Raw genomic sequence first — 12,682 nt, forward strand, 5'->3', positions numbered from 1 at the left:
GTGGCGACTCACTGCGCCGCTTGGGCAGCGTCGAGCTCATCGAAGGCTTCTTTCGCGGCCTGCAGGGCACCCAGGGATGTCGGCAGGCCTGCGGCCATGGCGACCTGCACCAGGCTTTCGACGATTTCAGCGCGTGTGGCGCCATGGCGAAGCGCAGCAGGTACGTGCATTTTTACCGCACCAAAGCCCGTGCTGCCCAGTGCCGCACAGGAAGCAATGATGACCAACTCTCGCGTCTTCAGGTCCAGGCCTGGGCGGCTGTAGATATCACCGAATTCCATTTCGACGATCAGGCGGCCAAAGCCAGGCGCCAGGGCCTCGACATGGGTGACGAACTGTTGGGCGCTGATAGCGAGCGATGAGTCGAAGGTGGCGCAGCCTTGCTCGAACAGGGCATCACGGGTTGGGCTGGAAGCAGTCATGGTGGGTCTCCGTAAAGTAGAGAGCCAAACTAGACTGTACTGTACTGTACAGTCCAGTCAAGTACGAATCGAAGGTACAGGTTGAGTCCAAGCGCTATCGTCTAATTGGGGTTGCGCTTAGTCGCCGTGCAGCTCTCGGGTGCAGGGGTGGCCAAAGCCCCCGCAACCCACGGCGCCTTGCAGCAAATGCGCAAGCTCGCTCCCACATTCACAATTGATGAATCCAACTCACAAGCCCGTCCCTGGTTAACCCGCTAGTCGCAATCCCTGCCGCTCGGTAAATTGCCGGTCACGCTGGCTTGTCCATCCCCTTTCAAATCAGGCCCGACGCTATGAAAACTTGCCTGCTAGGCAATGAACTCCAGGTTTCCACGTTGGGCCTTGGCCGCATTGGCATGGGCGCAGCCTATGCCCCGGCAGCCGACACCCATGACATGATCAAGCTTATTTGGCGAAGGCAAGGTCGGCCACTTCGGGCTGTCTGAAGCAGGCGTCCAGACCATTCGCCGGGCTCCCGCAGTGCAGAACGTAACGGCTTTGCAGAGCGAGTATTCGCTGTTCTGCGCGGGCTCCCTGACCGGAAAAATCGACGCAAACACCACGTTTGATTCCACCGACTTTCGCAATGCCGTACCCAGGTTCACCCAAGAGGCGCGCAAGGCCAACGCCGCGCTGGTCGAAGTCATCAAACGCGTCGCCGAGCGCAAAGCGGCCACGCTTGCCCAGGTCGCGCTGGCGTGGTTGCTGGCTCAAAAGCCTTGGATCGTGCCGATCCCAGGCACTTCAAAGGAACACGATATGACCGATGTAACCGTAGTGATAGGTGCCGGCTCCATTGGCCAGGCCATCGCCCGCCGTGTCAGCGCGGGCAAACACGTGGTGCTGGCAGACCTGCGCCAGGAAACCGCAGACGCCGCTGCAAAAATGCTCGGCGATGCAGGGTTTGAGGTGACCACGACCGTGGTGGATGTTTCTTCGCGCGACTCTGTTCAGGCCCTGGTGGCCAAAGCCTGCGCGCTGGGTGACATCACCGGCGTCATTCACGCAGCCGGCGTGTCGCCCTCCCAGGCCTCGCCCGCCACCATCCTTGCCGTCGACCTGTATGGCACCGCGCTGGTGCTTGAGCAGTTCGGCGAGGTGATTGCCAAAGGTGGCTCGGCCATCGTCATCGCCTCGCAATCCGGGCACCGCCTGCCTGCCCTGTCCCAGGTACAGAACAGGGCCTTGGCGTTGACACCCGTGGACGAGCTGATGGCACTGCCCATGCTGCAACCAGACCAGGTGACCGACCCGCTCAATGCCTACCAGATGTCCAAGCGCGGCAACTCGTTGCGCGTTGCCGCCCAAGCCGTGCGCTGGGGTAAACGCGGGGCGCGGGTGAATACCATCAGCCCGGGCATCATCTTCACGCCGCTGGCCAGGGATGAACTCAACGGGCCGCGCGGCGATGGCTACCGGAAAATGATCGAGGGCTGTGCAGCCAAGCGCGGTGGCACGCCCGACGAAGTGGCTGCGGTCGCCGCGTTGCTGATGGGGCCTGAAGGTACCTTCATCACTGGCAGTGACTTTCTCATGGACGGCGGTGTCACCGCCCAATATTGGTACGGTGACGACGCTCTCTAGGCTTGCTGACGCGCCCACTCGCGCACCGCCTCGGCGAACATGCGCAACGCAATGGGTGGGTGGCGGTTGGCCGGGTAGTAAAGGCAAGCACCGGGGTAGTACGGGCCCCAGTCAGGCAGCAGATGCACCAGGCGCCCGGCTTGCAGATGCTCCAGGACCTGATACTCGGGCAGCCAGGCGATCCCGATGCCCGCCAGCGCGGCCTCGGCCATCAAGTTGAGGTTGTCCATCGTCATCGGCCCGTCCACATCGATACTCGCCGTGCGGCCCAGGTGGCTCAGGTCCCAGCGGAACAGCGTGCCGCTGGCGAAGCGAAACCGAATGCAGCGGTGCGCCTTGAGGTCATGGGGCGCTTGGGGCGCGGGGTGGCGGTTCAGGTACGCGGGCGATGCCACCGCCGCAAAGCGCACGTCGGGGCCGAAGCGAATGGCGATCATGTCGCGAGGTACGTCGTCAAACAGGCGGATGCCGGCGTCGAACCCATCGGCGACGATATCAACCAGGCGGCTATCGGCGATGCACTCGATGTGGATTTGCGGGTTCTCCTGCAAGAACCCTGGCATGACGTGCTGAATCAACGGTTTGAACGATGACTCCGAGGCACTCAGGCGGATCGAGCCGGAGGGCGTGTTGCGCTCGGAGGTAACATCGTTGACCGCGCATTCCAGATCGCCCAGCAGCGGCTGCACCCGCAAGAACAACTGCTCTCCGGCCTCGGTCAGCGCCACTGAGCGCGTGGTGCGATTGAACAGGCGTAACTCCAAGCGCGCTTCCAGGCCGCGCATGGAATGGCTGAGCGCCGAAGGCGAAACCCCCAGCAACCTCGCCGCACCGCTGAAACTGCGCTGCTCGGCAATGGCCACGAAAGCAGTCAACTCAGGCAGGCCGGCACGAATCATTAGTGAATACCCCTCAACTACCCATGAAATAAAGCGCTAATTGTTGAAGCTAGCACAAGAATTTAGAGTGTAACTGTCATCAACAACTTTGCGAACCAGACGAACCATGTACAAACGTCAACTCGGTTTTGCCACCGGCACGCCACTCCTGAGCGTTGCTCATGGCTGCATTCAGGTTATGGCTATTAATCAATGGGGCTCGGTTGCTTACCATGAACCGATCAACCACCGGCTCTAAATTTCGAGGTAAGCAATGAAGACCATCGGTTACGCCGCCAAGACCCCGCAAAGCCCATTGGCCCCGCTGCGCTTCGATCGCCGCGCGCTGCGCGCCAATGACATCGCCATGGAGGTGCTGTATTGCGGTGTCTGCCACTCCGACCTGCACACCGCCCGCAACGATTGGGGCTGGACGGTCTACCCGGCCATGCCTGGGCACGAGATCGTCGGGCGAGTGACGGCCGTCGGGCCTGACGTGACCCAGTACCGCATTGGCGACGCCGTGGCCGTGGGCTGCATGGTGGATGCGTGCATGCGCTGCGACCAATGCCGCAAGGGCGAAGAACAGCTGTGCCGCGAAGGCAACACCAATACCTACAACGGCAAGGATCGCGTCAGCGGCGAAAACACCTTCGGCGGCTACTCCAAACACTTGGTGGTGCGTGAGGAGTTCGCCTTGCGCGTGCCCCAAAGCCTGGACCTGGCCAAGGTTGCACCGCTGTTGTGCGCCGGCATCACCACCTATTCACCCCTGCGCACCTGGAACGTGGCGGCGGGCAGCCGGGTCGGCGTGATCGGCCTGGGCGGCCTCGGGCACATGGCGGTAAAGCTTGCCGTGGGCATGGGCGCCGAAGTGACCGTGATCAGCCGCAGCCGTGACAAGGAAGCGGACGCCCTGGCCCTGGGTGCCGCGCGCTTGCTGCCGTCCAACGACCCAGAAGCGATGAAGGCTGCGGCGTCCAGTTTTGATCTGATCATCGATACCGTGCCGGTCAAGCACCAGCTGGATGGCTACGTGTCGCTGCTGGACGTCGATGCGACCCTGGTGATGGTCGGCCAGGTCGGCCCCATGGAAGAACAGAACACCGTGCCGATGATACTCGGCCGTCGCCGAATCGCCGGCTCGCCCATTGGCGGGATCCGCGAAACACAGGAAATGCTCGACCTGTGCGCCGAGAAAAACATCCTGCCGGACTGCGAAATGATCCGCATGGACCAAATCAACGAAGCCTTCGAACGCATGGAGCGCGCCGATGTGCGCTACCGCTTCGTGATCGACATGAGCACGCTGCCGGCGCCCGAAGGCGCCTGATCACCGACTGCACCGCACGGCTCACGGGCTTGAATTCATGCCCGTGGGCACTTCAAAAGCCTATGAGGAGCGTTCGATGAAACTACTCACTGCCACCACCTTCGCCACCCTGCTGTTCTCCGCCGTCGTGGATGCCGATCAAGCCCAGCCGCGCCCCGATCCCACGCCCTCGCCGGACGTGCTGGATGCGACCCCGCAGCTGTACCAGTACACCACCGAACTGCTGTTTGGCGAGGTGTGGAAACGTGAAGCACTGGTGCCGCGTGATCGCAGCCTGATCACCGTGGCCGCGCTGATCGCCAGCGGCCAGATCGCGCAACTCACGGGCCACCTCAAACTGGGGCTCGACAATGGCCTCAAGCCCAGCGAAATCAGCGCACTGATCACCCACCTGGCGTTTTACTCTGGCTGGCCAAACGCGATGTCTGCAGCGGGTGTCGCCAAGCAGGTCTTCAGCGAACGAAATATCCCGGCCGAGCACATTTCGCCACCGGCGGGCGCCGCGCTGACACTTGACCCTGACAGTGAAGCCAAACGCCGGGCCGCCGTCGAGGCGGGCGTGGGCGGCGTCGCACCGCAGCTGGCCCGTTACACCAATGACCTGTTGTTTGGTGACCTTTGGCGGCAAAGCAACCTCAGCGCCCGCGACCGCAGCCTGGTGACGGTGGCCGCGCTGATCGCCCAAGGCCAGGCGGCGCAACTGCCCTTCCACCTCAACCGGGCAATGGACAATGGCCTGACCCAAGCGCAGGCCGCCGAGGTAGTCACCCATCTGGCGTTTTACGTGGGCTGGCCGAAGGCGATGTCCGCCGTGCCCGTGCTCAAAGAGGTGTTTGCTGCACGCGAGCAAGGTTGATAGAGATCGCGCCCAAGAGAGCCTCGATGCTCTGTTGGGCGCACACACTGCAGCGCGGCATCAACCGTTACACCGCCATCAGCTTTTCCTTGGTGATGGGCAAGCTGCGAACGCGTTTACCGGTGGCGTGGTAAACCGCATTGGCGACCGCCGCTGCCAGGCCCGTCACGCCGATCTCGCCTATGCCGCGCGCACCGAACTCACTGAGGTTGTAGTCCGGGTAGTCGAGCAAGGTCACGTCTATATCGGGCAAATCGGCATGCACGGGCACCACGTATTCGGCGTAGTTGTTGTTAACCGGCAACCCGCTGTGGGGGTCATTCTGCGAGGCCTCGAACAGCGCCATGCCCAGCCCCATGACGATCGCCCCTTCGACCTGGTTGCGCGCCGCCAACGGGTTGACCACCTTGCCCACATCGATGGCGCTGACCACCCGAGCGACGCGCAGGCGTGAGATGCCCGGATCCCAGCGCACCTCGACAAAGTGCGCGCCGAACGAGCGATAAGAAAAATCACCACCCTTGGCCTCGCTCTGGAAGGTGCCCTCGGCGCGCGCGATGCGTTGATGGCGCAGTACTTCGGCGAAACTTGCCCGCTGGTCCCCAGCAATGAGGTGGCCAGCGTCGACGCTAAGGCGTTGGGCATCGTGCCCGGGGAAAAGCCCCCCGCTCATCACCGCGTATTCACGCAGCTTGGTCAGCGCGGCGCGGGTCGCACCGGCAATAGCGGGCAAGATACTGGCCGTGGCCCAGGAACCACCGGCCAAGGCGCCGGGCGGGAACGTAGAGCTCCCCAGTTCAACCTCGATGCGCTCGAACGCCAGGCCCGTCAGTTGGGCAACCGCCTGGGCAACCACGGTGTAAGTCCCCGTGCCGATGTCTTGCTGGCCGCACTGCACCAACGCGCTGCCATCGGCGCGAATGATCACTCGTGCGTCGGTCGGCACCTGGTAAGCCTCCCAGTTGCAGGCGCCCATGCCGTAGCCAATCAACTCATCACCGTCACGCATCGAGCCCACCTGCGCGTTGCGCCCCTGCCAGCCGAAACGTTCGGCGGCCGTGTCGATGGCTTCGGGCAGGTGATTGCTCGACCATTCAAGGTTCAGGCTTTCGTCGCGCGTGGCCAGGTTCATCTTGCGAAACGCCAAGGGGTCAACGCCGCGCAGCAACGCCAGTTCGTCGATGGCCGACTCCAGTGCAAACAGCCCGGGCGCGGCGCCCGGCGCACGCATCGAGGTGGGTGTACCGCGGTTGAGCGGGCTGTTCTTGTGGTTCACCAACACGTTAGCGCACGAGTAAAGGCTACGGGTAACCCCGCCGCACGCTTCGGTGTAGGCATCGGTGGTGGAGGTGCTATTGAATGACTCGTGCCTGATCGACACCAACTTGCCGTCGCCATCGGTGGCCAGGCGAATGCGCTGCAAGGTTTCCGGGCGATGCCCTGCCGTGGTAAACATCTGCGCGCGGGGCAGCATCAGTTGCACGGGGCGCTTCACCACCTTGGCCGCCGCGCAGGCGGCTATCGAATGAGGCCAGGGCCACAGCTTGCTGCCAAAGCCGGAACCTATGAAGGGTGCATGCACTTCAACCCGGTCGGGCGGCAGGTCGAAGACATTGGCCAATACGTTGCGGTGGTTGACCACGCCCTGGGTGCCTTCGTAGACGAACAGCTTGCCGTCTCGCCAATAGGCGGTGGTGGCGTGCATTTCCATCGGGCTATGGGTTTCGACCGGCGTGGTGTAAGTCTGGTCCAGCGTCGTCGCGGCTGTTTGCCACGCTGCCTCAGGATCCCCTCGACTGTGCCCGCGCCCCCCTTCACGCTCGCCGTTTTCCCGCAAGGCCTGAGCAAGGCTTTTGATGGCCGGGGCCTGGGCGTATTCAACGTGGACGAACAGCGCGGCAGCGCGGGCCTGCTCGAACGTATCGGCGACCACCAGTGCAACGAATTGGCCTGGGTAAGAGACCACGTCGTCTTCAAACGGCAACCTGCGTTCATCCACCTTGGCAGCACTGAGGATGTCTTTGAAGGTCATGGCCACGTCCGGCGTGCGGTGCAGGTCGGGAAAGTTGCCATGGTGCAGCACCGCAACGACACCGGGCATGGCGCGCGCTTGCCGGTCATCGATAGCGACGATGCGGCCATTGGCGATCGTGCTGTAGACCCCATAGGCATACGCCAGGTCCGGCAGCGGATGGTCAGCGGCATAACGCGCCGCGCCGGTGACTTTCAGCCGGCCGTCAATGCGTCGGGTAGGCGTACCGATAATAGGGGGGCTCATCCGCTTTCACTCCTAGGCTGTCAGATCACGAAGGTTGCGAGTCACGACCTGTTGGCCGAGCGGGATCTTGAACGCGTTGTGCTCGTATGCGCGGGCGCCTTGCATCGCGCGCTCCCCGGCCTGGGTAAACAGCTCGATGCCGGCTTGCTGGCCGATCAAGGCACGCTCCGCTTCCAGGGCTCGCCAAGGCTTGGTACCCACGCCGCCCATGGCAACCCGCGCATCCTTCACGCGCTGGCCGTCCATCACCACGATCACGGCACTCGACGCCAGGGCGAATTGATACGAGTCGCGGTCACGCAGCTTCAAATAGGCCGAACGGCTATTGGCCAGCGGCGCATCCAAGGTGACGTGAGTAATGAGCTCATGAGGCTTGAGGGCATGCTCAAGCCAAGGGGTGTTGCCGGGCAGCAGGTGAAAATCGGCGAAAGGGATCTCGCCAATCCCCTGCGGGCCCTGCACCGTCACCTGGGCGCCGATGGCGAGCATCGCCACGCACATGTCGGACGGGTGTGTGGCGATGCAATGCTCGCTGGTGCCCAACACGGCATGGACGCTGCGGTTGTGCCCGCCAATGGCGGCGCAGCCCGAGCCCGGCTGGCGCTTGTTGCACGGTGAAACGCCATCGCGAAAGTAGTTGCAGCGCACGCGCTGCATGATATTGCCACCGGTCGTAGCCTTATTGCGCAGCTGGGTCGAGGCGCCTGCCAGGATGGCTTGGGACAGCACCGCGTAGTGTTGGCGAATCAGTGGGTGGCGTGCCAGGTCAGTGTTGCTGACCAGCGCCCCGATGCGCACCCGGCCATCCGCTAACGGCTCCACCTGCTTTAAGGCCAGGTGATTGATGTCCACCAGGCGGTCAGGTTGCATGACGTCCAGCTTTACCAGGTCGAGCAACGTCGTGCCGCCGGCCAGGTAGGCCGGCTGGCCCGGCGCGCCGTGGCTGCCGACGGCTTGAGCGGGCGATTGTACGCGGGCATAGTCGAACGTACGCATCAGGCGGCCCCTCCCATGTTGCCCCGTGCCGACTGAATCGCCGCGAGGATGTTCTTGTACGCACCGCAGCGGCAAATATTGCCACTCATGGCTTCCTTGACACTGGCGTCATCGGTGCCGACGTTGGGATCATTCAAAATAGCCAGTGCGCTCATTATCTGGCCCGACGTGCAGTAGCCGCATTGGTAGGCGTCGTGGTTCCAGAAGGCCTCTTGGAGGGGGTGAAGGTCGTCGCCATGGGAGAGGCCTTCGATCGTGGTGATCTCGTCACCCTCATGCTGCAGGGCGATCGACAGGCAGGAATTGATTGCCACGCCGTTGACCAGCAGCGTGCAGGCACCGCACTGACCGTGGTCGCAGCCCTTCTTGGTACCCGTCAACTGCAGGCGATCTCGCAACACGTCCAGGAGTATCGCGTTGGCCGGCACGTTGAGGGTATGCAATTGGCCATTGACCGTCAGTTGCATACGTCGCTCGCCCGCCTTGGGGGCACCCTTGTCTTCGATCACCGGCGCAGGTGCCTGGGCCGCCACCGCGCTTGCCGGAAGCCAGGTGGCCACGGTGGCGGCGGCGATCCCCGAAACGCCACACTTTAGAAAGTGCCGGCGTGAAGGCGCAACGCCTGCCTCCACGGCGGGTGTCAGGCCTTGCGCCGTGTCTGGTGGCTGGTTCTCGGTCATCAGGTTTCACCTTTGCCGTGGTCTACGTTGGAAGGGGCCTCTAGTAATGTATCGATAACCTATACAAGCGATAAGTAGGTGAAATTCACATAGCCTCATGAGCAGCACTCATGAATGCTTGGGCAAACGCGCTCTGCACGGGTCGAGGAGCGCGTGCGAAAGGATTGATGAGTCAGGCTCACTGCGACAGGTTGGTTTTCTACGAAAGCCAAGCGTCGGGGGCGTCTGTTCAGGCCGGCATAATCGGCACGTGGTCCATCGGCCCCAATGGCTGCAGTTCGCGGATCAGGTCGATCAACAAGCGCAGCCCCATGGGCAACTGGCGATGGCTGGAGTAGTACAGGTGAAACCCAGGCGCCACGCTTGCCCAGTCATCCAGTACGGTGACCACATCGCCACGCTCAAGCAACGGCGCCATGGCAGGCTGCGGCGCATACATCAACCCCGCGCCGTGACGCACCAGCGACAGGCCGGCGCGGGTTTCATCGATGGTAATCATCCCTGGCACGTCGATCGCCAACGCCTCGCCGTTTTTCTCGAACTCCCAATCGTACAGGCTACCGTTGCCCAGGCGGATGCGCAGGCAGCGATGCTTGAGCAGGTCGCTGGGATGCCGGGGGGTGCCAAAGCGTTGCAGATACTCGGTGCTGCCTGCGACCACCCAACGAATGTCTGGCGACAGGCGCTGGGCGATCATGTCTTCGGGTACGGTACCGCCGTAGCGGATCCCGGCATCATGCCCGGCGCCGATCACATCGACGATCAGGTTGGTGGCGGTCAGGTCGATCTGGATCTCGGGGTAGCGATCATTGAACACCGGTAACACGGGGCCCAACAGCAGGTCAGCCGCGTCGCTGAGCATATTCAAACGGATACGGCCCGTCGGCTCGTCGCGAAAGCGGTTGAGGAGGTCCACCGCCTGATCCATTTTTTGCATCGGGCCGCTGATCACCTTGCACAGCTCTTCACCTGCGGCCGTCATCGTGACACTGCGTGTGGTGCGGTTGAGCAGGCGCACCCCAATCCGCGTTTCCAGCCCTTTGATGGCATGGCTCAGGGCGGAGGCGCTGATCCCCACTTCCTGCCCGGCACGGCTGAAACTCTGGTGGCGGGCGATCGCCAGGAAATAGACGAAGTCGGCCAGGTTCGCGCGGCTGAGCTGCATGAGGGTTCCTTGCCGGTGGGGCGTTGATGAGTGTCAGTTACCAATTCTACCGCCGATGCGGGTAGGCATTACTGAATTAGACTCAACGAATAATCATCAATCACTCATCAATCCATGACGCGGTAGCCACCCCTGTCACTCGGTAACCAGCGGGCCGCCCAAGTATTGCTCTTGGGTCACAGGTTCCATCCAGTCGGTGTTCTTGCCGTCGATGGTTTCGGTCACCGCCAAGTGCGACATCGCCGTGGTGGCGGCCGCGCCGTGCCAATGGCGTTTGCCGCAGGCGCACGTAACGACGTCGCCGGCGCGAATTTCAGTTCGCGGACCGTCTTCGCATTGGGTCCAACCCACCCCCGTGAGCACCACCAACACTTGCCCCTGGGGGTGCGCATGCCAAAAGGTCCGGGCGCCAGGTTCGAAGGTGACGATGGCGCCGGTTGCCTGGCCCGGCGCCTCCAATTGGAAAGCGTTGTCGATACGCACCGAGCCGGTGAACCAGGTTTCCGGCCCCTTGATCGAGGGTTTGGTGCCACTGCGGATGATGGTCTGGCTTGACGTGGTCATTGAATTCACTCGTTTGCGTACGGGGCTGGGCACGTGAGTCGCACCTATTGAATACCCTCACCGGCAATTTAGTGGGTTGGAGGCCAAGGCACTAGATGGCAAAATAGGGATACACTCATGCACAGGTGGATTAATGGCCGCTCCCGATCTTAACCACCTGGTGGCGCTGCTGACGGTGGCGCGTGAACGCAGCTTCACCAAGGCTGCGGCACAACTGGGGGTTTCCCAGTCTTCGCTGAGCAGGACCGTGACAGCGCTGGAAAACCAGCTTGGCATGCTGCTGCTCACCCGCACCACCCGCAGCGTGGCCACCACCGAGGCGGGCCAGCGCCTGCTGGACTCCGTCGCCCCTAAGCTGGAAGAAATCGAAGCCGAGCTGCAGGCTGTCGCCGAACTGCGGGAAAAGCCGGTGGGCACGGTGCGCATTACCGCCACCGACTATTCCGCGAACCAGTATGTCTGGCCAAAACTGCAAGGCTTGCTGCGTGAACACCCCGAGTTGCATGTCGAGCTGATCAACGATTATGGCCTGTCGAATATCGTCGCCGAGCGCTTTGACATCGGCATCCGCCTGGGCGATCAAGTGGAAAAGGACATGATCGCCGTGCGCATCGCACCGGATGAGACCCTGGCAATCGTCGGGGCGCCGCGCTACCTCCAGGAACGCCCCGCCCCGCGAACGCCCCATGACCTGACCTTGCACAATTGCATCAACTTGCGATTGCCCACCAAAGACACCCTGATGGCGTGGGAACTGCAAAAAGACGGGCAAAGCATCGAAGTGAAGGTGGCCGGCCAGTTAGTGTTCAACAACTCCTACCAGATGCTCGATGCCGCGTTGCAGGGCTTCGGCCTGGCCTACCTGCCCAAGCCCTTGGTCGAGGCCCATGTGCAGGCAGGACGGCTCGCTTGGGTGCTGGAGGACTGGTTCGCGACCTTTACCGGCACCCATGCGTACTATGCGACCAGGCGCCAATCATCGTTGGCGGTGCGGATGGTGATCGCAGCGCTTCGCGGCGTAAGCGAGTAATCGCGGTCGTTTCACTGTGGCGGATCCACCCGAGTCTCGACCGACCAATACACCGTGCGCCGATAATGGGTATACAGCACCGTTTCATGCTCGCGGCTCAGCGGCAGGGTGTCGTCGTAGGCCGGTGAGTTTTTGACCGAGTCGCGATCCAGGTCCAGGAACACCTTCTGCTCTTGCCAGGAAATGTCATCGATCCATTCCGGGGCAATCAGTACCTTGTGCCCTACCCACCAATTGCTGGTGTTGACCACCAGGTACTGCACGGCCCAGGACTCCTCGTTCACCAGCAGGCCGTGCACATGGCCGATCTCGCCGTCCTTGGCCTGGATGTGATAACCCGTGACTTCCTTGCCACTGCGCAAGCGCACGTCGTCCTTGGGCTCCAGGGGGGTGTCGGGGCGAGCGGCGTCCCACAGCCCGCCGGTGCCCCAGTAAAAGGGGTAGCCGTAATAACCCAGGTAGTCCATTTCGTGCTGGCGCGACACGGGTTTGTCCGTGTCGATGTCCGGGCTGGCCTTGACCTGCTCGCGGGTGATGTTCAGGGTCAGGCGCTGTGCTTGCCAGTCGCAGTGCTGGATCGACGCCGGGGCGATCAGCACTTTGCGGCTGGCAAGCCAGGTGCCCGTTTCGACGACCAGATAGCGGATCACCCACGTGGCATCGTCAAAATAAAAGTCCTTCACCTCGCCAATGTCACCGTCGGTGGCGCCCAGGGTGTAGTGCGCCAGGTCGTGCATGCTTCTTAACATGAGGGATGTCCTGTCAAGGTGCCGACCGGCGAGGTCGGCAGCGTTCGCCCCTGGGCAAATCGCCAAGGGCATTACAAGCATAGACCTGGCCCGCTGACCGGACGTTCA

Annotated in this window: 12 protein-coding genes and 1 pseudogene; 5 read left to right on the forward strand and 8 right to left on the reverse strand. The window is 62.5% G+C overall.

The annotated features are described in order from the left end of the window. Positions 1–8 precede the first annotated feature (8 nt). Positions 9–422: a carboxymuconolactone decarboxylase family protein gene (locus L9B60_RS29395; RefSeq protein ID WP_249674668.1), complete on the reverse strand. Its 414-nt coding sequence runs from the start codon at positions 420–422 to the stop codon at positions 9–11. A gap of 444 nt (positions 423–866) precedes the next feature. Between L9B60_RS29395 and L9B60_RS29400 the strand changes: the two are divergent. Beyond that, positions 867–1,229, forward strand: a pseudogene (locus L9B60_RS29400) (aldo/keto reductase); the annotation flags it as partial. Next, entirely contained in the window at positions 1,221–2,045 is an 825-nt protein-coding gene (locus L9B60_RS29405) for an SDR family oxidoreductase (RefSeq protein WP_249680220.1), read from the forward strand. The pseudogene L9B60_RS29400 and the gene L9B60_RS29405, both read left to right, overlap by 9 nt. Here the strand turns inward: L9B60_RS29405 and L9B60_RS29410 are convergent. After that, on the reverse strand, positions 2,042–2,944 hold the full coding sequence (locus L9B60_RS29410) for a LysR family transcriptional regulator (RefSeq protein ID WP_249674669.1): 903 nt from the start codon (positions 2,942–2,944) through the stop codon (positions 2,042–2,044). The genes L9B60_RS29405 and L9B60_RS29410 overlap by 4 nt on opposite strands. A gap of 253 nt (positions 2,945–3,197) precedes the next feature. On the opposite strand from L9B60_RS29410, the gene L9B60_RS29415 reads away from it, so the two are divergent. Both L9B60_RS29415 and L9B60_RS29420 read left to right on the forward strand, forming a co-directional pair. Beyond that, positions 3,198–4,256, forward strand: coding sequence for an NAD(P)-dependent alcohol dehydrogenase (locus L9B60_RS29415; RefSeq protein ID WP_249674671.1), 1,059 nt, complete (start codon positions 3,198–3,200; stop codon positions 4,254–4,256). Positions 4,257–4,332: 76 nt separating this feature from the next. Then, positions 4,333–5,112: a carboxymuconolactone decarboxylase family protein gene (locus tag L9B60_RS29420; protein ID WP_249674672.1), complete on the forward strand. Its 780-nt coding sequence runs from the start codon at positions 4,333–4,335 to the stop codon at positions 5,110–5,112. A 67-nt stretch (positions 5,113–5,179) separates the two neighbouring features. On the opposite strand, the gene L9B60_RS29425 is transcribed toward L9B60_RS29420, so the two are convergent. The 5 genes from L9B60_RS29425 to L9B60_RS29445 all read right to left on the reverse strand — a co-directional run bounded on the left by L9B60_RS29425 (position 5,180) and on the right by L9B60_RS29445 (position 10,795). Next, on the reverse strand, positions 5,180–7,390 hold the full coding sequence (locus L9B60_RS29425) for a xanthine dehydrogenase family protein molybdopterin-binding subunit (protein ID WP_249674673.1): 2,211 nt from the start codon (positions 7,388–7,390) through the stop codon (positions 5,180–5,182). Positions 7,391–7,402: 12 nt separating this feature from the next. Next, complete coding sequence (locus L9B60_RS29430) at positions 7,403–8,386, reverse strand: FAD binding domain-containing protein (protein ID WP_249674674.1); 984 nt, start codon at positions 8,384–8,386, stop codon at positions 7,403–7,405. Next, positions 8,386–9,066, reverse strand: coding sequence for a (2Fe-2S)-binding protein (locus tag L9B60_RS29435; protein WP_249674675.1), 681 nt, complete (start codon positions 9,064–9,066; stop codon positions 8,386–8,388). Before L9B60_RS29435 ends, L9B60_RS29430 begins: the two co-directional genes overlap by 1 nt. A gap of 229 nt (positions 9,067–9,295) precedes the next feature. Then, the gene (locus L9B60_RS29440; RefSeq protein ID WP_249674676.1) at positions 9,296–10,231 is read right to left on the reverse strand and encodes a LysR family transcriptional regulator; all 936 of its coding nucleotides are present in this window, start codon (positions 10,229–10,231) and stop codon (positions 9,296–9,298) included. A 135-nt stretch (positions 10,232–10,366) separates the two neighbouring features. Beyond that, on the reverse strand, positions 10,367–10,795 hold the full coding sequence (locus tag L9B60_RS29445; RefSeq protein WP_249674677.1) for a (R)-mandelonitrile lyase: 429 nt from the start codon (positions 10,793–10,795) through the stop codon (positions 10,367–10,369). Positions 10,796–10,928: 133 nt separating this feature from the next. On the opposite strand from L9B60_RS29445, the gene L9B60_RS29450 reads away from it, so the two are divergent. Continuing rightward, positions 10,929–11,825 carry a LysR family transcriptional regulator gene (locus L9B60_RS29450; RefSeq protein ID WP_249674678.1) on the forward strand — a complete coding sequence of 299 codons (897 nt, stop codon included), beginning with the start codon at positions 10,929–10,931 and terminating at the stop codon, positions 11,823–11,825. Positions 11,826–11,836: 11 nt separating this feature from the next. Here the strand turns inward: L9B60_RS29450 and L9B60_RS29455 are convergent, their stop codons facing one another. Further along, positions 11,837–12,574 carry a PRC-barrel domain-containing protein gene (locus L9B60_RS29455; RefSeq protein WP_249674680.1) on the reverse strand — a complete coding sequence of 246 codons (738 nt, stop codon included), beginning with the start codon at positions 12,572–12,574 and terminating at the stop codon, positions 11,837–11,839. Positions 12,575–12,682: the final 108 nt, after the last annotated feature.

This window comes from Pseudomonas abieticivorans, assembly GCF_023509015.1.
Taxonomy (GTDB): domain Bacteria; phylum Pseudomonadota; class Gammaproteobacteria; order Pseudomonadales; family Pseudomonadaceae; genus Aquipseudomonas; species Aquipseudomonas abieticivorans.

Excerpts from the sequence above, each read along its gene's own strand:
- L9B60_RS29440 (WP_249674676.1), bottom strand. The coding sequence starts at position 10,231 with ATGCAGCTCAGCCGCGCGAACCTGGCCGACTTCGTCTATTTCCTGGCG.
- L9B60_RS29445 (WP_249674677.1), bottom strand. The coding sequence starts at position 10,795 with ATGACCACGTCAAGCCAGACCATCATCCGCAGTGGCACCAAACCCTCG.
- L9B60_RS29410 (WP_249674669.1), bottom strand. The coding sequence starts at position 2,944 with ATGATTCGTGCCGGCCTGCCTGAGTTGACTGCTTTCGTGGCCATTGCC.
- L9B60_RS29405 (WP_249680220.1), top strand. The coding sequence starts at position 1,221 with ATGACCGATGTAACCGTAGTGATAGGTGCCGGCTCCATTGGCCAGGCC.
- L9B60_RS29430 (WP_249674674.1), bottom strand. The coding sequence starts at position 8,386 with ATGCGTACGTTCGACTATGCCCGCGTACAATCGCCCGCTCAAGCCGTC.
- L9B60_RS29420 (WP_249674672.1), top strand. The coding sequence starts at position 4,333 with ATGAAACTACTCACTGCCACCACCTTCGCCACCCTGCTGTTCTCCGCC.
- L9B60_RS29450 (WP_249674678.1), top strand. The coding sequence starts at position 10,929 with ATGGCCGCTCCCGATCTTAACCACCTGGTGGCGCTGCTGACGGTGGCG.
- L9B60_RS29425 (WP_249674673.1), bottom strand. The coding sequence starts at position 7,390 with ATGAGCCCCCCTATTATCGGTACGCCTACCCGACGCATTGACGGCCGG.
- L9B60_RS29395 (WP_249674668.1), bottom strand. The coding sequence starts at position 422 with ATGACTGCTTCCAGCCCAACCCGTGATGCCCTGTTCGAGCAAGGCTGC.
- L9B60_RS29435 (WP_249674675.1), bottom strand. The coding sequence starts at position 9,066 with ATGACCGAGAACCAGCCACCAGACACGGCGCAAGGCCTGACACCCGCC.
- L9B60_RS29455 (WP_249674680.1), bottom strand. The coding sequence starts at position 12,574 with ATGTTAAGAAGCATGCACGACCTGGCGCACTACACCCTGGGCGCCACC.
- L9B60_RS29415 (WP_249674671.1), top strand. The coding sequence starts at position 3,198 with ATGAAGACCATCGGTTACGCCGCCAAGACCCCGCAAAGCCCATTGGCC.